The 22,261-nt window shown below is 63.2% G+C and carries 19 protein-coding genes; 12 read left to right on the top strand and 7 right to left on the bottom strand.

Features of this window, described 5'->3' with window-relative positions; translation table 11 throughout:
* The first annotated feature begins 181 nt into the window (after positions 1–181).
* A complete protein-coding gene (gene rocF / locus S58_RS11670) occupies positions 182–1,156 on the top strand; it encodes an arginase (protein ID WP_015665507.1) in 975 nt (324 codons plus the stop codon).
* 70 nt (positions 1,157–1,226) lie between these two features.
* Here the strand turns inward: rocF and S58_RS11675 are convergent, their stop codons facing one another.
* The 3 genes from S58_RS11675 to S58_RS38965 form a co-directional block, all read right to left on the bottom strand.
* Entirely contained in the window at positions 1,227–2,858 is a 1,632-nt protein-coding gene (locus S58_RS11675) for an NAD-dependent malic enzyme (RefSeq protein ID WP_042339256.1), read from the bottom strand.
* Between the two features lie 194 nt (positions 2,859–3,052).
* Positions 3,053–4,357, bottom strand: coding sequence for an NRAMP family divalent metal transporter (locus S58_RS11680; protein WP_015665509.1), 1,305 nt, complete (start codon positions 4,355–4,357; stop codon positions 3,053–3,055).
* A 163-nt stretch (positions 4,358–4,520) separates the two neighbouring features.
* On the bottom strand, positions 4,521–4,667 hold the full coding sequence (locus S58_RS38965) for a hypothetical protein (RefSeq protein WP_244440745.1): 147 nt from the start codon (positions 4,665–4,667) through the stop codon (positions 4,521–4,523).
* Between S58_RS38965 and S58_RS11685 the strand changes: the two genes are divergently transcribed.
* Together S58_RS11685 and S58_RS11690 are read left to right on the top strand one after the other, a co-directional pair.
* Positions 4,666–8,391, top strand: a complete 3,726-nt coding sequence (locus S58_RS11685) for an ATP-binding protein (protein WP_244440802.1) — start codon at positions 4,666–4,668, stop codon at positions 8,389–8,391. The genes S58_RS38965 and S58_RS11685 overlap by 2 nt on opposite strands.
* A gap of 101 nt (positions 8,392–8,492) precedes the next feature.
* A complete protein-coding gene (locus S58_RS11690; protein ID WP_015665511.1) occupies positions 8,493–9,428 on the top strand; it encodes a hypothetical protein in 936 nt (311 codons plus the stop codon).
* Positions 9,429–9,454: 26 nt separating this feature from the next.
* Here the strand turns inward: S58_RS11690 and S58_RS11695 are convergent, their stop codons facing one another.
* Entirely contained in the window at positions 9,455–9,640 is a 186-nt protein-coding gene (locus S58_RS11695; RefSeq protein ID WP_015665512.1) for a hypothetical protein, read from the bottom strand.
* A gap of 712 nt (positions 9,641–10,352) precedes the next feature.
* On the opposite strand from S58_RS11695, the gene S58_RS11700 reads away from it, so the two are divergent.
* The 6 genes from S58_RS11700 to S58_RS11725 all read left to right on the top strand — a co-directional run bounded on the left by S58_RS11700 (position 10,353) and on the right by S58_RS11725 (position 13,531).
* Positions 10,353–10,616 carry a hypothetical protein gene (locus S58_RS11700; RefSeq protein WP_042339259.1) on the top strand — a complete coding sequence of 88 codons (264 nt, stop codon included), beginning with the start codon at positions 10,353–10,355 and terminating at the stop codon, positions 10,614–10,616.
* The gene (locus tag S58_RS11705) at positions 10,609–11,001 is read left to right on the top strand and encodes a hypothetical protein (protein WP_015665515.1); all 393 of its coding nucleotides are present in this window, start codon (positions 10,609–10,611) and stop codon (positions 10,999–11,001) included. Before S58_RS11700 ends, S58_RS11705 begins: the two co-directional genes overlap by 8 nt.
* Before the next feature lie 76 nt (positions 11,002–11,077).
* Positions 11,078–11,314 (top strand): hypothetical protein, encoded by a 237-nt coding sequence (locus tag S58_RS11710; protein WP_015665516.1) that lies wholly within the window; start codon positions 11,078–11,080, stop codon positions 11,312–11,314.
* Positions 11,311–11,610, top strand: a complete 300-nt coding sequence (locus tag S58_RS11715) for a hypothetical protein (protein ID WP_015665517.1) — start codon at positions 11,311–11,313, stop codon at positions 11,608–11,610. The genes S58_RS11710 and S58_RS11715 overlap by 4 nt, the downstream gene beginning before the upstream one ends.
* Positions 11,611–11,614: 4 nt before the next feature.
* A complete protein-coding gene (locus S58_RS11720) occupies positions 11,615–12,076 on the top strand; it encodes a GNAT family N-acetyltransferase (protein WP_015665518.1) in 462 nt (153 codons plus the stop codon).
* 186 nt (positions 12,077–12,262) lie between these two features.
* Complete coding sequence (locus tag S58_RS11725) at positions 12,263–13,531, top strand: CaiB/BaiF CoA transferase family protein (RefSeq protein WP_015665519.1); 1,269 nt, start codon at positions 12,263–12,265, stop codon at positions 13,529–13,531.
* A 31-nt stretch (positions 13,532–13,562) separates the two neighbouring features.
* On the opposite strand, the gene S58_RS11730 is transcribed toward S58_RS11725, so the two are convergent.
* Positions 13,563–14,291, bottom strand: a complete 729-nt coding sequence (locus S58_RS11730; protein ID WP_015665520.1) for a CBS domain-containing protein — start codon at positions 14,289–14,291, stop codon at positions 13,563–13,565.
* A gap of 160 nt (positions 14,292–14,451) precedes the next feature.
* On the opposite strand from S58_RS11730, the gene S58_RS11735 reads away from it, so the two are divergent.
* Positions 14,452–14,814, top strand: a complete 363-nt coding sequence (locus tag S58_RS11735; RefSeq protein WP_015665521.1) for a hypothetical protein — start codon at positions 14,452–14,454, stop codon at positions 14,812–14,814.
* 212 nt (positions 14,815–15,026) lie between these two features.
* A complete protein-coding gene (locus S58_RS11740) occupies positions 15,027–16,700 on the top strand; it encodes a PHA/PHB synthase family protein (protein ID WP_015665522.1) in 1,674 nt (557 codons plus the stop codon).
* Between the two features lie 45 nt (positions 16,701–16,745).
* Here the strand turns inward: S58_RS11740 and S58_RS11745 are convergent, their stop codons facing one another.
* Positions 16,746–18,290: a bifunctional aminoglycoside phosphotransferase/ATP-binding protein gene (locus S58_RS11745; RefSeq protein ID WP_015665523.1), complete on the bottom strand. Its 1,545-nt coding sequence runs from the start codon at positions 18,288–18,290 to the stop codon at positions 16,746–16,748.
* A 22-nt stretch (positions 18,291–18,312) separates the two neighbouring features.
* Entirely contained in the window at positions 18,313–19,302 is a 990-nt protein-coding gene (locus S58_RS11750; protein WP_015665524.1) for a zinc-dependent alcohol dehydrogenase family protein, read from the bottom strand.
* Positions 19,303–19,561: 259 nt separating this feature from the next.
* Here S58_RS11750 and S58_RS11755 point away from each other — a divergent pair, with 259 nt between their 5' ends.
* Entirely contained in the window at positions 19,562–22,255 is a 2,694-nt protein-coding gene (locus S58_RS11755; RefSeq protein ID WP_015665525.1) for a bifunctional acetate--CoA ligase family protein/GNAT family N-acetyltransferase, read from the top strand.
* Positions 22,256–22,261: the final 6 nt, after the last annotated feature.

The following is a 22,261-nucleotide window of genomic DNA, read 5'->3' on the forward strand; positions in this document are numbered from 1 at the left end:
CGGATCGGGACTTCAGGTTCGGCTCGACCGAGGATCATGTGACGCTCCGGAAAATGCGGTCTGACGCGATTGGTTCCCGCTGGCCCGGAGAGGCCTGCGAAACCGGTGGATCGGCCCGCACCAGCGCTCCATTCAAATCCCCTGGGCCGCTATGGTCGGCCGCCTGTGAAAGGACCTCATCGTGGCTTCATCGGACCCGACACCGCCGCACCGCATCGCCGTCCTCGGCGCGCCGATCGACCTCGGCGCCTCCGTGCGCGGCACGCTGATGGGTCCCGCGGCGCTGCGCACCGCGGGACTGATCACCGTGCTCGAAAGCCTCGGGCTTGACGTGACCGACTATGGCGATGTCGGCTTTGCCGATATCGCCGAGCTCGGCGATGAGCCTCCCGCCAATGCCAAGCACTATCGCCAGATCCAGCGCTGGTCCCGGGTGCTCGCGCGTCGCAGCCATGAACTGGCGCAGACCGGAGCGATCCCGGTGTTCCTGGGCGGCGACCATTCGCTGTCGATGGGATCGGTAAATGGGATTGCGCGCCATTGCCGTGAGATCGGACGGGACTTGTTCGTGCTCTGGCTTGATGCGCATGCCGACTACAACACGCCGGAGACGACGATCACCGCCAACATGCACGGCATGTCGGCTGCCTTCCTGTGCGGCGAGCCGGGCCTCGATGGCCTGCTTGGCGACGAACGGCGCGCCTCCATCCCGCCGGTGCAATTGGAGCTGTTCGGGATCCGGTCGATCGACAAGGCCGAGAAGGAGCTGTTGCGCCGGCGAAGCGTCAGCATTGCCGACATGCGTGCGATCGACGAGTTCGGCGTCGGCGTCTTGATGCGCCGGGTTCTCGACAAGGTCCGCGCGCGAAATGGCGTGCTGCATGTCAGCTTCGACGTCGACTTCCTCGATCCCGAGGTGGCGCCGGGCGTCGGCACCACCGTTCCAGGCGGCGCGACCTATCGCGAGGCACATCTCATCATGGAGATGCTGCACGATTCCGGTCTGGTGCGGTCGGTCGATATCGTGGAGCTCAATCCCTTCCTCGACGAGCGCGGCAAGACGGCGCGCGTCGCGGTCGAACTCATCGCCAGCCTGTTCGGCCAGCAGATCACCGATCGGCCGACGCCGACCAATGCGATCGTCCCGGATCAATAGCAGGGGATCGGCTGCTCGGGACCCTCGTCGGAAAAACGGATGCCCCGGTCCGGGGCACCCGCATTGTCGATCAATAGCGTGCGTCGTACATCTTGGATTCGACGAAGCCGAGCAGATCGTTCGGCGCCGGTCCAGCGGCGAGCCCGTTCTGATAGGCAACGCCGGCGACAGCAGCGCCGATAAGGGCCGAGACCTCGCGGATGCGCGGCAGGGCCGGGTACAGACTGCCCTGTTCGAGATCGGCACCGGTGACGCAGTTCGCGAGCGTGTGTGCGGCGGCCATGAACATCTCGTCCGTCACCAAGCGTGCGCCGGTCGCGATTGCGCCGAGACCGACGCCGGGGAAGATATAGGAGTTGTTGCCCTGGCGTGGCACGAAGGTCTTGCCATCGAGCCTGACCGGATCGTAGGGGCTGCCGCAGGCGAACAGCGCGCGTCCCTTCGTGTAGCGATAGGCGGCCTCCGCCGAGCACTCAGCCTTCGAGGTCGGGTTCGACAGCGCAAAGACGATCGGACGCTCGTTCAGCTCGGCCATGGTCTGCAGCACTTCCGGAGTGAAGGCGCCACCGACCGCGGCGACGCCGATGATCGCGGTCGGCTTCAGCGTCTTGATGGCGGTCAGGAAGTCTCCAATCGGCGCCTGCTCATGCGCGTAGCGCAGCTTGTGGCCGTGCAGGTTCTCGCGCCCCTTGATGACGAGGCCTCGCGAGTCCGTCAGCCAATTGCGCCGCAACGCCTCGGCTTCCGACAGGCCTTCGGCCATCATTGCCGAGACGACGAGATCGGCGATGCCGGTCGCGGCTTCGCCGGCGCCGAGGAACAGCACGGTCTGATCGCGCAGCTTGCCGCCGTTGATTCGCAGCGCGGAGAACAGGCCGGCCAGCGCGACGGCGGCGGTGCCCTGGATGTCGTCGTTGAAGACGCAGGCGTCGTCGCGATATTTGTGCAGCAGCTTGAACGCCGCATGGTTCGCGAAATCCTCGAACTGGATCAGCACGCCAGGGAAGGCCGCGCGAGCCGCCGTCATGAACTCGTCGACGAATGCGTCATAGGCGGCGCCGGTGATGCGCTTCTGCCGCAGGCCGATGTAATAGGCGTCGTTCAACAATTCTTCATTGTTGGTGCCGACGTCGAGCATCACCGGCAGGCACTCTTCGGGATGAATGCCGGCGCAGGCGGAGTACAGTGAGAGCTTGCCGACGGGAATGCCCATGCCGTTGGCGCCGAGATCGCCGAGGCCGAGGATGCGCTCGCCGTCGGTGACGACGATGAGCTTGGCGCGATAGGGCCAGTTGGCGAGGATCTCAGCGATCCGGCCCCGATCATTGGCGGAGATGAACAGTCCGCGCGGCCGCTGGAAGATCAGCCCGTATTTCTGGCAGGCGAGACCGACGGTCGGCGTGTAGATCAGCGGCTGGATCTCATCGATGTTGTCGCAGACCACCCGGAAGAACAGCGCTTCGTTGCGGTCGTGCAGCGCATTGAGCGCGACGTACTTCTCAAGGTCGCTCGGCAGGCTGCGCAGGTTGACGAGGATTCGCTCGGCTTGCGCCTGCATCGACATCACGCCGGCGGGCAGGAAGCCGCGCAGCCCGAGCGCATCGCGCTCCTGCTCGGTGAAGCCGGTCCCCTTATTCAGCAGCGGATCACGGAGCAGCGCAAGCCCGCGCGGCGAATAGGTGGGTAGCGTTGGTGCGCTCATACGTTGCGGTTGGGTCAAGGCAATCTCCGAGGTCCTTTGTTCGAGCCTCGCCGTACCGGAGCGCGCCTGCGTTGATCGGCATCAATCCCGGCACGATGGCGGGATCGGTCTGTTATCACACTTTCCGTGCCGCGTTGCACCAATGACGTTGTGCGGCTGCGTTGACCGCCACGCAGAGGAGACGGTCGTCCGGTCTAGGCGTGTCCCGTGACGAATGACCACAGCAGCGCCAGAACGGCGATCGCCATGATTGCCGTTCCGACCCAGCCCAGGGCGATCAGCCAGGACCGGGCGCGGAAGTGTCCCATCACGGTCGTATTGGAGACGATCACCATCATCATCGCCATGATCGGCACGGCAGCGATGCCGTTGAGCACGGCGCTCCACACCAGCATGTGGATCGAATCGATGCCGGTGAAGCCGAGGCCGAATCCGATGATGGTCGCGGCGGCGATGATGCTGTAGAACCCCGCGGCCTCGTCCGGCTTGGCTTCGAGGGTCGCGTGCCAGCCGAAGACCTCGGCGACACCGTAAGCGGCCGATCCCGCCAGCACCGGGATCGCCAGCATGCCGGTGCCGATGATCCCCAGGGCGAACAGAAGGAAGGTGAAGTCGCCGGCAAGGGGACGCAGAGCCTCGGCCGCCTGGGTCGCCGATTCGATCTTGGTGACCCCATGGGCGTGCAGCACCGTCGCGGTCGTCAGGATGATGAAGAAGGCAATGGCGTTCGAGAAGATCATGCCGATCGTGGTGTCGATCCTCATTCGTCGCAGTTCGGGATGATCCTTCTTCTTGAGCTCGCGCAAGGGACGATCGACCTTGCCCTGGTTCATCTCCTCGACCTCCTGTGAGGCCTGCCAGAAGAACAGATAGGGGCTGATCGTGGTGCCGAGCACGGCGACGACGGTCAGCAGGTAGTCGGCATCCGTCGACAGGCTCGGCCACACCGCCGCGAGCAGGGCGGTGCTCCAGGGCACTTTCACCATCAGCGCCGTGGCCACGTAGGCGAAGAGACTGAGGGTCAGCACCTTGATCACCGGCGCGTAGCGACGGTAGGGCAGAAACACCTGCAGCAAGGTCGATGCTGCGGCAAAGATCAATGCATGCTCGTGGTTGAGGCCGCCGATCACCAGTGACAACGCTTCCGCCATCGCGGCAATGTCGGCAGCGATGTTGAAGGTGTTGGCGCCGACCAGCAGCGCGACGAGTCCGAACACGATCGACCGGGGCGCGAGCGCGGTGATGTTGGCCGCGAGGCCTTTGCCGGTCACGCGGCCGATACGCGCGCTGACCAGTTGGATCGCGATCATGAACGGCGTGGTGAGGAAGACGGTCCACAGCAGCCCATAGCCGAATTGGGCGCCCGCTTGGGAATAGGTGGCAATTCCCGAGGGATCATCGTCTGCCGCGCCCGTGACGAGGCCTGGACCCAGCAGTCGGAATACGCTCCAGCCCGACCTCCTCGGCTTGTTCGGCTCGGATGCGACGATCATGGCCACGGCAGCGATCCCCCTTAGATGCGCGACGGCGTATGTCTCTCGAAGTCGTTCGGCCCCTTTTTGTTCCGGTCGCTGGAACCGCAGAGAGATGCCAGCGTTGCTGATCGAGGCGAACTACGGATCAGGGGGAACGTTTGCCGGACCGGCGGCAACCAGAGCATGATCAGGCACTCGGCGTCGCCGAGCGCGTGCGGCTTTTCGCCGGGGGCAGCGAGCTCGCGGGGCTGATGTTGCAGTTCGATTGGGAGAGAACGCCGATCGGACCGCCCGAGCACTGGCCGCAGAGCTTGAAGACGGCCGTGAGGATCATGCTCACCTCCCAGCAGCCGATATGGATCGGCTGGGGAAGGGAGCTGATCTATCTCTACAACGATGCCTACAAGTCCATCATTGGCGGCAAGCATCCATGGGCGCTCGGCCGTCCGACGTCCGTCGTGTGGCACGAGATATGGGAAGACATCGGGCCGCTGCTGGCGAAGGCGAGTGGTGGCGACCAGGGCACCTATGTCGAGGCGCAGCTCCTGATCATGGAGCGCAACGGCTTTGCCGAAGAGACCTACTACACGTTCTCCTACAGCCCCATTCCCGATGACGACGGCTCGCCCGGCGGAATCTTCTGTGCCAACACCGACGATACCCAGCGGGTGATCAGCGAGCGCCAGTTGTCGCTGCTGCGCGAGCTCGCGAACGCTGGAGCGGAGGCTCGTAGCATCGATCAGGCCTGTGCGAGCTGCGCGCGCGCCCTGGCGCAGGAGCCGCGCGATCTTCCCTTCGTCATGATCTATATGACCGAACCGGACGGCACATCAGCCCGGCTCGAGGCCTTGACCGGCATCGACCACGATCATCGCGCGGTTCAGGCAATGATGCCGATGCAACCGGAGGGAATGTGGCCTCTGGCCGAAGCACAAAGACTGCAGGCGGCAGTTCTGGTCGACGATCTTCGCTCGCGGTTCGGCGTTGCCTTTCCAAGCGGCGGATGGCGCCAGCCGCCGAAGCAGGCCGTGGTGATTCCGCTTCCCCCGTCCGGAGAAGCGGGCCGGGGCGGCTTCGTCATCGCAGGGCTCAATCCGTTTCGTCTCTATGACGAAAGCTACGCCCGTTTTCTGAACCTCGTCGCGGGCCAGATTGCCGCCGCCGTCGGTAACGGCGGTGCCTACGAGGCCGAACGGCGCCGCGCCGAAGCGCTGGCCGAGGTCGACCGCGCCAAGACGACGTTCTTCTCCAATATCAGCCATGAGTTTCGCACCCCGCTGACGCTGATGCTCAGTCCGCTCGAGGACATGCTCGGCGGTGACGGCGCCGAGCTCGGTTCTGAAGAACGGTCCGTCCTCAACCTGATTCACCGCAACGGCATTCGTCTCCTGAAGCTGGTGAACACGCTGCTGGATTTCTCGCGAATCGAAGCCGGCCGCATGACGGCGAGCTTCGAGCCGGTGGATCTCGTCGCCTTCACCTCCGAGCTCGTCTCCAACTTCCGCTCGGCGACGGATCGGGCGGGTCTGCGTCTCGTCATCGATGGCGCTGCTCTTTCGGAGCCGGTCTTCGTCGACCGCGACATGTGGGAGAAGATCGTCCTCAACCTGCTCTCCAATGCGTTCAAGTTCACGTTCGAGGGCGAGATCGCGGTGTCGATCGGCCTGTCTGCCGATCGCCGTCACGCCGAACTGAGAGTTCGCGACACCGGCACCGGGATTGCGCCGGAAGAGCTGCCGCATCTGTTCGAGCGGTTTCGTCGCATCGAGGGCGCGCGCGGCCGGTCCTTCGAGGGCAGCGGCATCGGTCTCGCTCTGGTGCAGGAGCTGGTGAAGCTTCACGGCGGCGACATCGCGGCGGAGAGCGAGCTCGGCCGTGGATCCGCTTTTGTCGTGCGCATTCCGCTCGGCGCGCTGCATCTGCCGGCCGACCAGCTCGGAACGTCGCGGTCGCAGGCCGTCACCAACAGGCGTGCGCAGGCCTATATCGACGAGGCGCTGGGCTGGCTGAACGGCAGTGGATCGATCGATCTTCCCCCTGCCTCCTCACCCGACGATCTCGGTGTGCGCACCGCGGCCGCGTCCGGGCGGGACCGCGTGGTGCTCGCCGACGACAATCCCGACATGCGCGACTATGTGCGCCGCCTGCTCGGCGAGGACTACGAGATCGAGGCCGTCAGCGACGGCGACGCCGCGCTCGAAGCGGTTCGCCGGCGCCGGCCCGATCTGGTCTTGACCGATGTCATGATGCCCGGGCTCGACGGCTTCGGACTCCTGAAGGCTCTGCGCGGCGACGCGCGACTGCGCGACATTCCCGTGGTCATCCTGTCGGCGCGCGCCGGAGAGGAGGCGAAGGTCGAGGGACTCGATGCCGGCGCCAGCGACTATCTCAGCAAGCCCTTCAGCGCGCGCGAGCTGCTGGCCCGGGTGCGCGCCAATATCGATCTCGCACGTGTCAGGCGCGAAGCCGAGACCACGCTGCGCGAGCTGAACGACAGGCTGGAGGCGCAGGTCTCGGAGCGGACCGCCGAGCTGCAGGCCAAGGAGGCGCGGCTCCGCACGATCTTCGAGGCGAGCTACACCTTCCAGGCTCTGCTCTCGGGCGACGGCACGCTGCTGGACGCCAACGCCACCCTGCTCGAGGCGATCGCCGCGCCGTTGAAGGAGGTCGCCGGGCAGCCGTTCTGGGAGACACCGTGGTTTGCGAGCACCCCAGGCATGCCCGAGGTGATCAAATCGCTGGTCGACGCCGTCGCCCGCGGCGACGAGGCCCGACAGGAGCTGCAGCTCGATCTCCCGGTCGGCGGCTGGCGCTGGTTCGACTTTCAGATGCGGCCGGTTCGCGACGAATCCGGACAGGTCGTCGCCATCGTGCCCGAGGCCGTGGAGCTGACCGAGCGGCGCAAGGCGGAGGAGGCGTTTCGCCAGGCGCAGAAGATGGAGGCCATCGGCCAACTCACCGGCGGCGTCGCGCACGACTTCAACAACCTTCTGACCGTGATCAGATCATCGGCCGACCTGCTGCGCCGCCGTCAGTTGTCGCCGGAGCGGATGCGCCGCTACGTCGATGCGATCTCGGATACGGCGGACCGTGCGGCCAAGCTCACCGGACAGCTGCTCGCCTTTGCGCGCCGTACCCCGATGGAGCGCCACGTTTTCGATGCCGCGGGGCACATCGAACGGATCGAGGACATGCTGCAGACGGTGCTCGGTGCACCGGCTGAGATCGAGCTCGACCTGCGATCGCGGCCGCTTCCGGTCGACGTCGATGTCAATCAGTTCGAGACGGCGCTCGTGAACCTCGTCGCCAATGCACGCGACGCGATGAACGGCCGGGGCGTCCTCACCATCCGCTGCGACCGTGCTCAGATTGACGGAACCGGCGGACAGCAGCAGTTCGTGTCGATCGCCATCAGCGACACCGGATGCGGCATTGCTGCCGATCAGATTGATCGCATCTTCGAGCCGTTCTTCACGACCAAGGGTGTCGGGCGCGGCACGGGTCTCGGCCTCTCCCAGGTCTACGGATTCGTTCATCAGTCCGGAGGCCGGGTGTTGGCCGACAGCGAGCTCGGCAAGGGCACGACGCTGACCCTCCTGCTTCCGCTCACGCAAAAGCCGCTCGGACCGCGCGAGCGGAGTGAGTCCAGCCCCGAGGTGCTCGCTGCGCGCTGGAACGTGCTGGTGGTCGAGGACAACCCGGAGATCGGCGAATTCTCGACGCAGCTGCTCGAGGATCTCGGCTACAGAACGATTTTGGCGCGCAGCGGCACCGATGCGCTGCGGATGATCGACGACAATCCCGGCGGCTTCGATCTCGTGCTCAGCGACGTCGTGATGCCGGGAATGGACGGAGTCACCCTTGGCCAGGAAATCCGGCGACGGCTCCCGATGATTCCCATCGTGCTCAACAGTGGATACAGCGACGTCCTGGCTGATGGCGACCGCCACGGCTTCAGCCTGATCCACAAGCCCTATTCAGTCGACGAGCTGTCGCGCGTGCTGCGCCAGGTGATGGCCGCGCGCGGGAGCGCCGCCAAGGCGATGCCCTCCGAGTGAAGCCGCCGGGTCACTATCCCCCGCCGTTCGATGGCGCCTCGTCAGCCCGCGCTTGAAGCGGGACTTTCTCCCGGGGTAGTTTCGGCCCTGGGGAGCGTCATATGGCAGGACATGGTTGGTCGTCGGACGGCCGCAGGGGGCTGCTGCTGTTGGGTCTGGTGCTGGGCGCGGCGCTGGCGGGCAGCGGCAACGCCGTGGCAAAGGACGACGAGGAGCAATCATCCTCATCGGACAGCGTCAACGTCTACATCGATTTTCGCACGAACTATGCCTATGTGCCCGGCGGAGCGTTGTCGACCGGCCTTGGTGAGACATCGCTGTTCGGGACCTTGTCGCAGATCGCGACCTTGCGAAAGCTTCTCGACCGCCCGGCTTTGCCCGGACGGCCGCAACTGTCGGCACCGACCAGCCAAGGCATTGGCGTGGATGTACCGCTGACGTTCGATCTTGGCGAAGCGCTCTCGCTTTATGGCGGTTTCACCGGTAGCACGTCCTATAACGGCCTGTCCGGCTGGTCAGACGTCGCGGTGACCAGCTGGTTCCTGGGCTTCCAGGCTGACATTTATCGGCAGAACGGCGGCGCATTTCCGACATTGACGCTGCAGTCGACGCTGACGCGATCGGTGCCGGACGCGCCATTGGCCACCACCTCGTTCAATACCGTGGTCGAGGCCAAATACGCGCTCGACCCGGAGGAGATGCGAGGCTGGCTCGCCGGCGTCCAGTACACCCACGTCGAGGTCGACTCGTCACTCGCGCGGATCGGCGACACGACGGCCGGCTATGTCGGCGGCTTCTATCAGTGGGACAGCAACTGGAAGGTCTCCGCGCGCGTCGGCATTCAATCGTTCGGCGGTGCGCAGCTGCTCGCCGTCATGCCGATCGCGTCGTACACGCAGCCGCTGCTCAGGCTCGATCTCGACCGCATGGACGATGACGACAACCGCCTGTTCGGAATCACGGCGCAGATCGCGTGGGCGCCGAAGCCGGTCTATCAGCTGACGGTGAGAACGCCGCTCTACGCGATCAAGAACTGACGAGCTGATGGAAGGCCGTCGCTTTGTCAGCGCATGCTGACGAATTTTCCCCAGAGGCCGGCGAGTAACGCGCCTGTCATCATGTAGTGCGGCTTGTCGCAGAACAGACTGCCATATTGGCAGACATCGGCACCGACCGATCCGAGCTGATGCTGGCCGGCGACATAGAACAACGCGGATGCGACGGCCATCACGAGCGCAACGACGTACATCAGAAAACCTCCCTCTCCAGCTCAGCCTGACGGGCTCTCGAGACGCGCTGACGATCACCTCAGGTCATCGCTGGTGTTCGTGCTTGACACGTCGGGCAAATCAGGCGCATTTTGCCATCGTCGAAGAAATCATAGAGCCCGCGCCGAGAACTCGGCAGCGGGCGTTTTGTTTGGCCGAAGGGGATTTCGCCGGGCGGTTATCAAAGTCGCATAGCTTGATCGCCACTTTTGATTCAAGTTTGACATGTCGGGCAAATCACCGGCATCATGCCATCGTCGGTTTTTCAGAAATTTTGGATTAGAGGGGCCGGCGGCGCATCGGCTGCGGGCTTTTGTCTGGTGACGTGGCCGGCGCCGAACGGTCGCGCCGGATCGCGCACCATGTGACGCCATCGAACGGGCGCCTGCGTGAAAGGCAGGCGTTCACCTTCCTGTTTGTCCGGATATTGGCTGTTCCCGCGCGAACGGGGCGGCCTGCGGACGTAGCGACCGTCGCTGCGTCTGCTGCGGTTCCTCGAACGAGGGATAGGGTTCGCGCCCGAAGCGATCGCGTTGGCCGCGATCCGCCGCGACTTTCTTGATCAATCAGGAGAAGCCGATGACCGCCTATCTGATCTCGCTGGCCCTGTTGGGTCTCGTCGTGATCGCAGCCGCCGATGCGCCGTCCTGACGGTGCCACCTGAATTCACATTCCATCAATCCGGAAGCGACGATGTCAAAGACAATCACCGAAATTCGCTCGATGGCGCGGAGCCACACGAAGACGGCGATCAATACGCTGGTCGGCGTGATGCGCTCGACGAAGGCGACACATGCGGCGCGGGTGTCGGCTGCCAACGCCATCCTCGACCGCGGCTGGGGCAAGCCGCCACAGGCGCTCGAGAACGGCGAAGACGGCGCGCTGGAACTGATCCATCGCATCGAACGCGTGATCGTGCATCCAGATGGAGCGGATGAAGAGAAAGACGATGAGTGATGTCGGTCGTCGCGAGTTCGGTCGCAGACCTCATACTGAGCAGCCGCGCCGGGGCGACCCTGCATCGTTTCAGGCCTGCGCGGCATTGGCGGAGATCAATCGCATCCGATCCGAAGGCAACAACTACAACGTCTTCAACAAGAATGTCTGCACTGCGCTCGTAAATCGAATCTTGGAAGCGGCTCATGTCGGATCCGATGTGCTCTATACGGTTCCGGCACGCAGCGAGCAGTATCTCTCGGAAATCGGAAGTCCGGACGTGCAGCCTGCCCCAGGCGGGTTGGTCTCCCCGCATCAGCAGATGTGGCCGCAACCCGAAGATGGGGACGCGTCGCCGGCTGATTTCAGCGACTGGTATACCCGATGGGTCAAACCGCTCCGTTAGCCCCAGATGATGGCGGCTCGACCGAGAATTGCGTCGTGGATGCGCGAAGTGAACGGCCGGCAGGAGCAGGTGATCCTTGTCCACCCTCAAGATCCCCACCGCAAAAGTGTTCGAGCCGCTGCTCGCGCCCGCGCGCTACAAGGGTGCGTTCGGCGGCCGCGGCTCGGGCAAGCTGCTGGTGTGGGACAAGGTCCTGGGGCTCGGCTCCACCGATCCATTGGCCGGGTTCGCGTCGACGACGGCGAATCTCGTCATCTCCTTCTACTTCGCCAAGCGGGGCTTCGAAAACGTCGCGAGGATCATTCGGCGATGAACATCACCCATGACGAGATCAAGGCCGTGGTCGCCGAGACGCTAGCGAAGCAGAGCCAGCTTCAGCGCGACGAGATCGACGCGGTCGTGATGCGAGCGATCGTGACCATTCTCACGTCGTTCGGCATCGAGGAGGAGGACCGCAGGGAGCTGAAGGCTGACTTTCAGCACTTGCGGCGGTGGCGCAAGAGCGTGGAGCAGGCTCAGAGCTATACATTCAAGGCGGTCATCACCGTTATCGCGACCGGCCTCGTCGGCGCGATCTGGCTCGGTATCAAAGTGGCCCTCGGAAGGTGATGTCGTGCCAAGCCAGATTCGGCGTCGAGAGCGCAGCTTTCGCATCGGCGAGGTCGACGCGTGCGAGCCAGACGTCCTCGATACTTTGAAGGATCTTCACGCGCGCACCTTCCTCGATCAGGCACCTCTGCCCGACTTCGAGATCGGCCATTGGTGGATCACGACCGAGGGGGAGCAACCCGTCGCCTTCGCCGGAATGATTCCGTCTGCCATGGGCATCGGGATCGGCTATCTCTCGAGGGTCGGTGTTGTCCGAGAGCTCTGTGGACACGGCCTCCAACGGCGAATGATGCGTGCGATCGAGCAGCGCGCGCGGCGCTCGGGTCTGTATTGCATCGTGTCGGACACGACGAGCAACATCGTCTCTGCGAACAATTTCATTCGCTGCGGATATGTGTTGTTTCAACCGTCGCGGCCGTGGGCGTGGGGGAACTCGCTTTATTGGCGCAAGATGATCGGGGGCTGAGTTGTCGACCGTCACCGCGTGCGGGGACATTGCGCCGCAACAGAGATAGGTCTGCGGGACAGCGTTGGCGTGCGGGCTTTTTTTACTGCCGCAGTTGAGCTAACCATGCAGTGTCTGGACGCGGAAGACGGCGCCGGCTCGTGACGCAACGATCGCGTGAGACGATTGACGCAAGGGGGATTTGAGATGCCGGCTGAAGTTGTCCTGCCGGAGCGCACGCCACGGCCGCCTGATGCACCGGCGGCGCTGGCGGGTCTGCTCGTGATCGACTTCACGCGCGTCGTTGCAGGACCGGCGTGCACGCAGACCCTGGGTGATTTCGGTGCCGAGGTCATCAAGATCGAGCAGCCGTTGAAGGGAGACGATACGCGCGCGTATGAGCATGCCGAGCTCGGCGGCGAGAGCGCCGCATTTCTCAGTCTCAATCGGAACAAGCGGGGCATGGTGCTGGATCTCACCGTCCCGCAAGCCAGGGGCGTGGCGCGCGCGCTGATCGCCAAGGCCGACGTGCTTGTGGAAAACTTCTCGTCGTCCGTCATGGAGAAGTTCGGTCTGGACTATGCGACCGTTGCCAGCACGAATCCCCAGCTGATCTATTGCTCGATCTCGGCCTATGGACGCGCCGGCCCGTTCGCGTGGCGATCGGGATTCGATCCCATCACTCAGGCCGAAAGCGGCTTCATGTCGCTCAACGGCTTCGCCGATGGTCCGCCGGTGCGGACCGGTCCTCCGATCATCGACTTGGCCACCGGCATGTCGGCCTGCAATGCCATCCTGTTGGCGCTCGTAGCGCGGCAACGGCTCGGTCGTGGGCAGCATGTCGAGGTGGCTCTGTTCGACATCGCGTTGGCGATGACGGGCTTCTCCGGAATGGCCTACCTGATGAATGGCCTGAATCCGACGCGGACAGGCAATTCGCCGAATGATTCTCCGACCGTCGGTGTCTATGAAGCGTCGGATGGTCCGCTTTATGTCGCCTGCGCCAATGATCGGCTCTACCGCCGGCTGGTGACCGCGGTCTTTGGTCGTCCGGATCTCCTGAGCGATTCTCGGTTTGCCACCCGAAAAGCAAGGTGGACCAATCGGGCCCAACTGCGCGGCACTATCGCCGAGATCCTGGCCTCGGATCGGATCGACGTCTGGATTGCTCGGATGAACCAGGCCGGCGTGCCTGTTGGCCGCGTTCGAACGATCGAGCAGGCCTTCAGCGCGCCAGAGGTCAAGGCGCGAGACCGCATCTGTCGCATTCCGCACCCGACGGCAAGTTCGATACCGAATATCGAACCGGCCATCACAATGCAGCTGACGCCGACCGTCGAGCCCAGGGCAGCGCCGTGCCTCGGCGAGCATACACTTGCGATCCTGCGCGACAGGCTGGGGCACACCGAGCAGGAGATCGAAGCTCTGCAGCAAGCGGGCGCCTTTGGGCAGAGCGGGTCAGCCGTCCAACCTTAGAGTCGCGATCGCGAGGCGTCGCCAAGCATCATCAGCCGGCTTTGGCTATTTCTTCGTCCTCCGGCGAGTTCAGGTACATGCCGGACATGGTGTCGACCCAGCACAGATGATCGTGAACCTTCTTGACGCCTGAGATGTTTTCCGTCGCGACGATCGCCGCCTGCCGCGAACGTTCCTCGGTAATGACGCCGCTCAAATGAACGATGCCGTCCTTGGCGATGACCGACAGACCGAACGGGCACCAATCGTTCTTCTCGAGCGTGTCGATCACGCGGTTGCGGATGTGGTCATCGTCGGCCGTCGGGTCAGGCACCTGCCGCCCGAGTGTCGCAACCGCCTGCAACAGATTCGCCCGCGACACGATGCCGACCACCTGGTCACCCTTGACCACCGGCAGCCGCTTGACATGATTCTTCTCCATCAATTCCACGATTTCCGCCAGCGCGGCGTCTTCCGTGATCGTCAGCGGAGACTTGGTCATGACTTCCGAAACCTTTCGTCCATGTTCGTGGACGAAGTCGGCCGCCGACTTGCCGGGCCCGAGAATGAAGCGCAGCCAACGGCCGCGCTTACGCCCGGTGCCGATTTCGGTTCGGCGGATGAAGTCTCCTTCCGAGACGACGCCCACGAGCTTACCGGCGGCATCGACCACTGGCAGGCCGCTGACGTGCCGTTGAAGCATGATGTTGGCCGCATCCACAATCGAGGTATCCGGAGTAACGGTGATGACTGGACGGGTCATGATTTGATGGGCGCGCATGGCGAACTCCAATATCGAACGGTTCATGAAAGGTAATCGACCCGAAGAGACATGGATTGACGCAGGTCAAAGGGAGGGGCTGCGTCATTGATGCAGCTCAAGGTCTCTGCAGGGGCAGAAGCTATATTGGGACATCGATCCAGCAGGAGGAGAGGTGCCCATGTCCCAGCTCTCCGGGGCGAATGCCATGGCCGACGAAACGGCCGAATTGTCCGAACGTGTTGCTCTGTCGAACAAGCACGCGCTTGAGGTGCTCATCGGGTCCCAGCAAATTGTCCTGGAGGAGATTCTCTTCGCCAGCAACGAGGCATTGGATCGCGCACGAACGGAAACGCACCTGCTGGCTGAGTTCGTGTCGAAGCTGGCCAGCGTGCATTCGGTCAGGGGGATCCAGGCGATGGTCCAGGAATGTGGACAGCATCAGATCGACTTCATCAGGCGGGATTGCGACCGGCTCTTCAAGCACGGGCAGCGCCTCATTGATGCCAGTCTGAACCTTGCGGGGCAACGGTGGCGAAGCTGAAGAGTGCAGGTGCATCGCGTTCCGATCGGCGGAAACGCGAAGAGAGTACCAATGACGACAGGGCCGGCGCCGTTATCGCCGCAGAGAATGCTTCATCGAATTCGGCCAGCACGCTCGCTGAATCTGACGGAAAGTCGCTCCCTCAGGAAGCCGACGCGGTTTGTGAAGGGTTTGGGCGCGAGGATCATGAGCTGGACAAGGCGTTCAGCGCGATGCTGGCGCGTGTGACTGGCGGGATCTCGCCGGCTGCGCTATCCATGGCGTATCTGGACTGGGCGTGCCATCTGGCGGCAGCGCCCCAGCGCCAGCTTCAGATTGCCCGCGATGCCTGGCACGGCGCGAGGCAGGTCGCCCAGCAGTCATTGCATCTTGCGGACCCGAACCGCAGCCCTTGGGAATTGATCAAGCCGCAAGCCAACGATCATCGATTCTCGAAGCCGCAATGGGCGACGCAGCCGTTCAACCTGTTCGCCCAGGCGTTCCTGCTTGGGGAGGATTGGTGGCACAAGGCGACGACCGGCATTCGCGGTGTCAATCCCGCCAACGAAGCCGTCGTCGATTTCTCGCTTCGTCAGCTGCTCGATATGTTCGCACCATCGAACTTTGCAGCGACCAACCCCGAAGTTTTGGAAAAGACATTTCAAAGCGGCGGCGAGAACCTTGTCTTCGGCTGGCAGAACTGGCTCGCAGATCTCATGCAGGTGCTGCAGCCGGGGAAGACGGCAAGCGCCGCCGAATTCGTGGTCGGCAGGACAGTGGCGACTGCACCGGGAAAGGTCGTGCTTCGCAATCGGCTGATCGAGCTGATCCAATACGCGCCGACAACCGAGCAGGTGCGGCCCGAACCGATCCTGATCGTGCCGGCCTGGATCATGAAGTACTACATCCTGGATCTTTCTCCGCACAATTCTCTGGTCAGATATCTCACGGACCAGGGCTTCACCGTCTTCATGATCTCCTGGCGGAATCCGGGAGCGGCCGACCGCGACCTTGCCTTCGACGACTATCGCTCGCTCGGCGTGATGGCGGCCCTGGAAACGATCGGAGACATCATTCCGAACACACGGGTTCATGCCACAGGCTATTGCCTCGGGGGAACGCTTCTCTCGATTACGGCGGCCGCCATGGCACGGGACGGCGACGATCGTTTCAAGACGATCACGCTGTTTGCAGCCCAGACCGATTTCACGGAAGCGGGCGAGTTGACGCTTTTCATCAACGAAAGCCAGGTTGCCTTCCTCGAAGATATGATGTGGGAGCGTGGATATCTGGACACGACCCAGATGGCCGGCGCATTCCAGTTGCTACGGTCCAATGATCTGATCTGGTCGCGGGTCTCGCGCGACTACCTGCTGGGCGAGCGGGCGAACCCAAGCGACCTGATGGCATGGAACGCAGACGCGACGCGGCTGCCATACCGGATGCACTCTGAGTATCTACGCAAGCTGTTTCTGAACAACGATCTTGCCGAGGGGCGCTATCGGGTCGAGGGGAAACCGGTCTCCCTCTCCGATATTCACACGCCAATGTTCGTCGTCGGGACTCTGCGTGATCACGTCGCGCCGTGGAAGTCGACCTACAAGATCCACTACGAGGTCGATGCCGACGTCACCTTCGTGCTTGCGAGCGGGGGCCACAACGCGGGCATCGTAGCACCCCCAGGTGAGCAGGGGCATTCGCATCAGGTCCGCACCAAGGCGGCCGACGCGCCCTATCTCGGCCCGGACGAGTGGCAGAGCGTCTCGCCGCGCATCGAGGGATCGTGGTGGCCGATTTGGACCGCGTGGCTCGGACAACAGTCGGGAGGGCCGGGTGAGCCGCCGCAGCTCGGAACGAATGGCTCGAGGGATCTTGGAAGCGCGCCAGGCGAGTATGTGCATAGCTGACCGAGGCGCGTAGCGCGCTCACGGGAAAGCTCGGCCCTGTAGGGCTTAGTCGCTAATGTCCAGCAAGGACATGCTGTGATTCAAGGTCGCGTCGAGCGTTCCTGACGCGTCAACCTTCAGCCAGTTCACAGCGCCGAGTTGATAGCGTTCCTGTTCCTCGGCAACCGCGACCGTCGCGTCGGACGCATCGTTGACCCGATGATGAATCCGATCCTGCCGGACGCGCAAATCTGCGACCAGAAAGAGTCCGGCAAAAGGCACGTTCAGTCGCTTCGCCAGACCATGGATCTCCTCCCGTTCATCGGGACGTGCAAACACGGCGTCGACGATCACTGTGAAGCCTTGCGTCAGCACGCGATCGGCCTGCGTCATCAGCGCCTGATAAACCCTCGCGCTCGATTCAGGCGTATAGGCGTTCGCCGGCAGCCGATCGGTCTCCTTCTTGGCAAAGAGCTGCTTGCGCACCACGTCGCTGCGCAGAACGATGGCTCCTGGCGGTGGGACCAACAGTGGGGCGAGCGCTTGCGCGAGCGCAGACTTGCCCGTTCCTGAAAGGCCGCCCACGGCGATCATCCTCGGAACGGTTGGCTGAATCAGCTTGCAGGCCAGTTCCAGATAACTCTTGGCAACCTCGAATGTTGCAGGGCCGTCGAGGTCGGGGTGGTCAGCACGGTCACGATCAAGTTTCGCAAGATAGACTTGCGCGCGGATGGCTGCCCGGATCGTCAGGAAAAGGGGCAATGCCGCCAATCCGCCCTTCTGGTCGGGTGCTGCGATCAAGAGATATCGGTTCAGGAGATGGTTGGCTGCGATCCGCTGCTCGAAGTGCAGCAGATCCATCAAAGGAAAAGCGAGATCGTAGAGGACGTCGATCGTGGCGATTCGGTCATCGAACTCGATGGCATCGAACAGCACCGGCTTGCCGTCGATCACGACGATGTTGGCCAGATGGAGATCACCATGACAGCGCCGAACGTAGCCTTCAGCACTGCGACGCTCGAGTAGCGGCTGGAGACGGGAGAACGCGGACTGGCAGAGCAAGGCAAGCTTGCCGATCTCCGGTTCGGGAAACCGTCGGCTGGTTCGAAAGCTGGTGACGAAGGCCTCGATCCAACGCGGGAGCGAATTGCCCCATTCGCCGGAATAGACTTGGGCAGCGGCCTGATGCGACGCTGCGATGGTCTCTGCCAGTTGCCGAGCGAGATCGGCCCCCAGCTGACATCGAGCGGCAAGATGATCGAGCGTCCGGCTATCATCGAAGCGGCGCATCTCGATGGCATATTCGAGCGGTGTGCCAGATCCATCGATGTCGAGGGAACCGTCTGGCGCCTTCGTGATTGCGATAACGCGCAGGTAGACGTCCGGGGCAAACGGACGATTGATCTCCAATTCCTTTGCGCACGCGGCCTTGCGCTGGGCAAGCGTCGAATAATCGAGAAATGGCAATCGAACCGCGCGTTTGATCTTCAGGGCGCGATCGCCGAACAGGAACACGGACGCGGCGTGCGTGTCGATCCGCCGGACATCCGGGTGACGGCTGGTGTCGCCCAAGAACGCGAAGACGAGATCCTGGTCGGAGGGTGACTTCATTGGTCGCTGCCGTGATCGATCTTCAGGAGCCAGGGACGAGGACAGCCGCGCCGAGAACGTCACCCCGCCTCAAGCGGGCGAGAACGGCGTTTGCGTCTGATAGCGGGTAGGGTGTCGTATAGGTCCGGATCTGAGCCTTCTGGGCGACTTGCAGGAAATCGAGGCCATCTTGCCGAGTCAGGTTGGCGACGGACATCACGTGACGTTCTCCCCAAAGAAGGTGATAGGGGAAGCTCGGAATGTCGCTCATGTGGATGCCCGCACAGACGACCCGACCGCCTTTTCGAACCGCCCGAAGAGCAGCCGGAACGAGCTCGCCGGCGGGGGCATAGATGATAGCCGCATCCAGAGCAGCATCGGGACGCCGGTTCGAACCGCCAACCCATGTCGCGCCGAGTTCGCGAGCGAGATCTTGCGCAGCTTGGTCATGCTCGCGGGTGAAGGCGTAGATCTGACGTCCCTGCCAGCGGGCGACCTGGGCAATGATGTGACCTGCAGCTCCGAATCCATAGATGCCGAGCCGTTGCGCGTCACCAGCCATCATCAGTGACCGCCAGCCGATCAGGCCCGCGCATAGCAGCGGCGCGGTGGCGACGTCGTCGTTCAGACCTTCGAGCGGGAAGGCATAGTTTGCGTCTACGACGGCATGGGTCGCGTAGCCGCCGTTGCGCGTGTATCCGGTAAAGGCAGGCTGATCGCAGAGATTTTCCATCCCGCGGGTACAGAACGCGCAATGGCCGCAGGTATGTCCCAGCCAAGGGATGCCGACCCGCGTGCCGAGCCGAGGGGTTACGACACCTGGGCCGAGCCGGTCGACGTGGCCGACGATCTCATGTCCAGGAATGATCGGATAGGGAATGTCTGGAAGTTCCCCATCGCAGAGGTGCAGATCGGTGCGGCAGACGCCGCATGCTCTGACACTGACGCGGATCTCTCCGGGCCCTGGCTCAGGATCTGCGAGCGTCTCGAACTGGAGTGGTGCTCCAGGGGTTTTCAACACCATCGCCTGCATCGAGAGCCTCCAGGACCACGTTGCGCTTGGCGGCATAGGTCATTGTGGGCCACACCCGTTTGATATCCGTCAAGGTCTCTGGCGAGCTGAAGAGTCTATCAAACGCGGCGGCGCCGAGCGAGGGCGGTATCCGCAACCTGAGCAGTGTCACATTCGTCCTCTTGATGGGATGATAAGTCACGCTAGGACCGGTGGCGGATTGAAACTAAGATGCTCGCTCAGGAAACCGTCGCCTGCCGCGCCAAGATCGGATGTCGAAATGTCAACCTACCGCTTGCGCAATTTGTTGTTGCCACGCTCCATCGCCCTGGTCGGAGGAAGTCCGCGGCCGAACTCGGTCGGACGGGCTATTCTCGACAATATCGTCAAGGCGCGATTCGAGGGCAAGCTTGGTCTGGTCAATTCTCGCTATCCGGAGATATCCAACATCGCTGCCGTTGGAAGTCTCGCCGAGCTGCCATTCGTGCCGGAACTGGTAGTGATCACGACGCCTCCTCCTTCGATTCCAGATCTGATCGATCGGGCAGGCGCCCTTGGAACCGCCGGTGCCCTGATCATCACGTCCGGCCTCGGGCATGGGGCAGGGTCGCTTGCCGACCAGGCCGAAAAGGCGGCGCAAAAATACGGCATGCGTCTGATCGGACCGAACTGCCTGGGCATCATGATGCCAACCATCAAGCTCAATGCGAGCTTTTCGGCGCATATGCCATGTGCGGGCAGCTTGGCGCTCATTTCGCAGTCCGGGGCGATCGCTGCCGGGATGGTGGATTGGGCGGCCCAGCGCGGCGTCGGCTTCTCCGGGATCGTCTCGATCGGCGACCAGTTGGACGTCGATCTCGCAGATCTCCTGGATCATTTCGCGCTGGACGGCGGGACCCGTGCGATTCTGCTCTACATCGAAGCCGTCAAGGACGCGCGAAAGTTCATGTCGGCGGCGCGCGCGGCGGCCAGGGTCAAGCCCGTCGTCGTGGTGAAGTCGGGCCGCGGTGCTGTCGGGGCAAAGGCCGCGGCGACGCACACGGGTGCGCTGGCCGGAGCAGATGCGGTTTACGAAGCGGCCTTTCGCCGTGCTGGCGTTCTGCGGGTGTCGGATCTGCGTGAGCTGTTCGACTGCGCCGAGACGTTGGGGCGCGTGGAGTCGCCGACGGGCAAGAGGCTCGCCATTCTGACCAATGGGGGCGGGATTGGCGTCCTCGCCGTGGATCGCCTGGTCGAGCTCGGAGGAGTGCCGGCGACGCTCTCTCCAGCCGTTCACGACCAGCTCGACGCTGTGCTGCCGCCAACCTGGTCCGGCTCCAACCCAGTCGATATCGTCGGCGATGCAGATGCCGCACGCTATACGGCCTCGCTCGAGGCGTTGCTCAGCGACCAGGCCAATGACGCAATTCTCGTGATGAATGTTCAGACCGCGATCGCATCCGCCAGCGACATTGCGACGGCCGTCACCCAGTTCGTCAGCGCCTACCGGAAGCAGCACCGACGCTGGGCCAAGCCGGTGTTGGCGGCATGGGTGGGCGCGGAGCAGCCCGTCATCGAAACGTTGAGTGGCGCCGGGATTCCCAACTATCCGACCGAGGACGACGCCGTTCGCGGCTTCATGCATCTGGTGCGACATCGAGAAGTCGTTGAGTCGCTTGCCGCAGTCCCGCCGGCCATGCCGAGCTCCTTTGCACCCAACCTCGAGTCGGCCCGCAAAATCGTCGGCGCAGCGCTTGCCGACGGGCGGACCTGGCTTGATCCGGTCGAAATCAGCCGATTGCTCGAGGCCTACGACATCGCGATGGTACCGACCTTCGCTGCATCTACGATCGACGAGGCGGTCGGCTATGCGAACCAGTTGTTTGCTCAGGGCGCAACCGTCGTGCTCAAGATTCTGTCGCGTGACATCGTCCACAAGTCCGACGTCGGCGGTGTCGTTCTCAACCTGACGACGGCGGACGCAGTCCGTAACGCGGCGAACGAGATCATGGCCCGCGCAAAAGCCGTTCGGCCCGACGCACGGATTTCCGGAGTGATCGTGCAAGCCATGGTCGTGCGCGCCAAGGCACGCGAATTGATCATGGGCATTGCCGACGATCCGACGTTCGGGACCGTCGTCGTTTTTGGCCGTGGCGGCACCGCCGTCGAGATCATCAACGACAAGGCGCTCGGTCTGCCGCCGCTCGATCTGCATCTGGCGCGCAACCTCATCGAGCGCACGCGTGTCTCGCGATTGCTACGGGCTTATCGTGATGTGCCGGCGGTCAAGCCGGACGCGGTCGCAATGGTTCTGGTCAAGCTTGCGCAACTCGCAGCAGACGTTCCCGAGATTCGCGAGCTCGACATCAATCCCTTGCTTGCGGATGAGAGCGGTGTCTTGGCCGTCGATGCGCGCGTCGCCGTCGGCAAGGTCCCGCCGAAATTCAAGGGCTCCGGGCCGGCGAATTTTGCCGTTCGACCGTATCCGAGCCAGTGGGAGCGGCATCTCCAGGTCAAGGACGGCTGGCGCATCTTTGCGCGGCCGATCCGGCCCGAGGACGAGCCGATCATTCATGAGCTCCTCAAGCATGTCACTGCTGAAGACCTCCGCCTGCGATTCTTTGCACCAATGAAGGAGTTCACGCACGAGTTCATCGCGCGCCTGACGCAGCTCGACTATGCGCGTGCGATGGCTTTTGTCGCCATCGACGAAGCGACGAACGAACTGGTCGGCGTCGTGAGAATTCACTCCGATTCAATCTATGAGAGCGGAGAATACGCGATTCTGTTGCGGTCGGATCTCAAGGGAAGAGGTCTCGGCTGGGCCTTGATGCAACTGATCATCGAATATGCCAAGGCCGAAGGGCTGAAGATGATCTCCGGCGATGTCCTGCAGGAAAATATCGTGATGCTGGAAATGTGCAGGAACCTCGGATTCGAGGTCAAGACCGATCCGACCGAGCGCGATCTCTGCAATGTCAAGCTGAGGCTTTAGATTCCG

It is taken from the genome of Bradyrhizobium oligotrophicum S58 (genome assembly GCF_000344805.1).
In the GTDB taxonomy this organism is placed as follows: Bacteria; Pseudomonadota; Alphaproteobacteria; order Rhizobiales; family Xanthobacteraceae; genus Bradyrhizobium; species Bradyrhizobium oligotrophicum.

What these genes read in the sequence shown, in the direction of transcription:
- S58_RS11675 (WP_042339256.1), bottom strand. Translation starts at nt 2,858, where the DNA reads ATGAGCGCACCAACGCTACCCACCTATTCGCCGCGCGGGCTTGCGCTG.
- S58_RS11685 (WP_244440802.1), top strand. Translation starts at nt 4,666, where the DNA reads ATGCTCACCTCCCAGCAGCCGATATGGATCGGCTGGGGAAGGGAGCTG.
- S58_RS38965 (WP_244440745.1), bottom strand. Translation starts at nt 4,667, where the DNA reads ATGATCCTCACGGCCGTCTTCAAGCTCTGCGGCCAGTGCTCGGGCGGT.
- S58_RS11690 (WP_015665511.1), top strand. Translation starts at nt 8,493, where the DNA reads ATGGCAGGACATGGTTGGTCGTCGGACGGCCGCAGGGGGCTGCTGCTG.
- S58_RS11695 (WP_015665512.1), bottom strand. Translation starts at nt 9,640, where the DNA reads ATGTACGTCGTTGCGCTCGTGATGGCCGTCGCATCCGCGTTGTTCTAT.
- S58_RS11700 (WP_042339259.1), top strand. Translation starts at nt 10,353, where the DNA reads ATGTCAAAGACAATCACCGAAATTCGCTCGATGGCGCGGAGCCACACG.
- S58_RS11705 (WP_015665515.1), top strand. Translation starts at nt 10,609, where the DNA reads ATGAGTGATGTCGGTCGTCGCGAGTTCGGTCGCAGACCTCATACTGAG.
- S58_RS11715 (WP_015665517.1), top strand. Translation starts at nt 11,311, where the DNA reads ATGAACATCACCCATGACGAGATCAAGGCCGTGGTCGCCGAGACGCTA.
- S58_RS11725 (WP_015665519.1), top strand. Translation starts at nt 12,263, where the DNA reads ATGCCGGCTGAAGTTGTCCTGCCGGAGCGCACGCCACGGCCGCCTGAT.
- S58_RS11730 (WP_015665520.1), bottom strand. Translation starts at nt 14,291, where the DNA reads ATGCGCGCCCATCAAATCATGACCCGTCCAGTCATCACCGTTACTCCG.
- S58_RS11735 (WP_015665521.1), top strand. Translation starts at nt 14,452, where the DNA reads ATGTCCCAGCTCTCCGGGGCGAATGCCATGGCCGACGAAACGGCCGAA.
- S58_RS11740 (WP_015665522.1), top strand. Translation starts at nt 15,027, where the DNA reads ATGCTGGCGCGTGTGACTGGCGGGATCTCGCCGGCTGCGCTATCCATG.
- S58_RS11745 (WP_015665523.1), bottom strand. Translation starts at nt 18,290, where the DNA reads ATGAAGTCACCCTCCGACCAGGATCTCGTCTTCGCGTTCTTGGGCGAC.
- S58_RS11750 (WP_015665524.1), bottom strand. Translation starts at nt 19,302, where the DNA reads ATGCAGGCGATGGTGTTGAAAACCCCTGGAGCACCACTCCAGTTCGAG.
- S58_RS11755 (WP_015665525.1), top strand. Translation starts at nt 19,562, where the DNA reads ATGTCAACCTACCGCTTGCGCAATTTGTTGTTGCCACGCTCCATCGCC.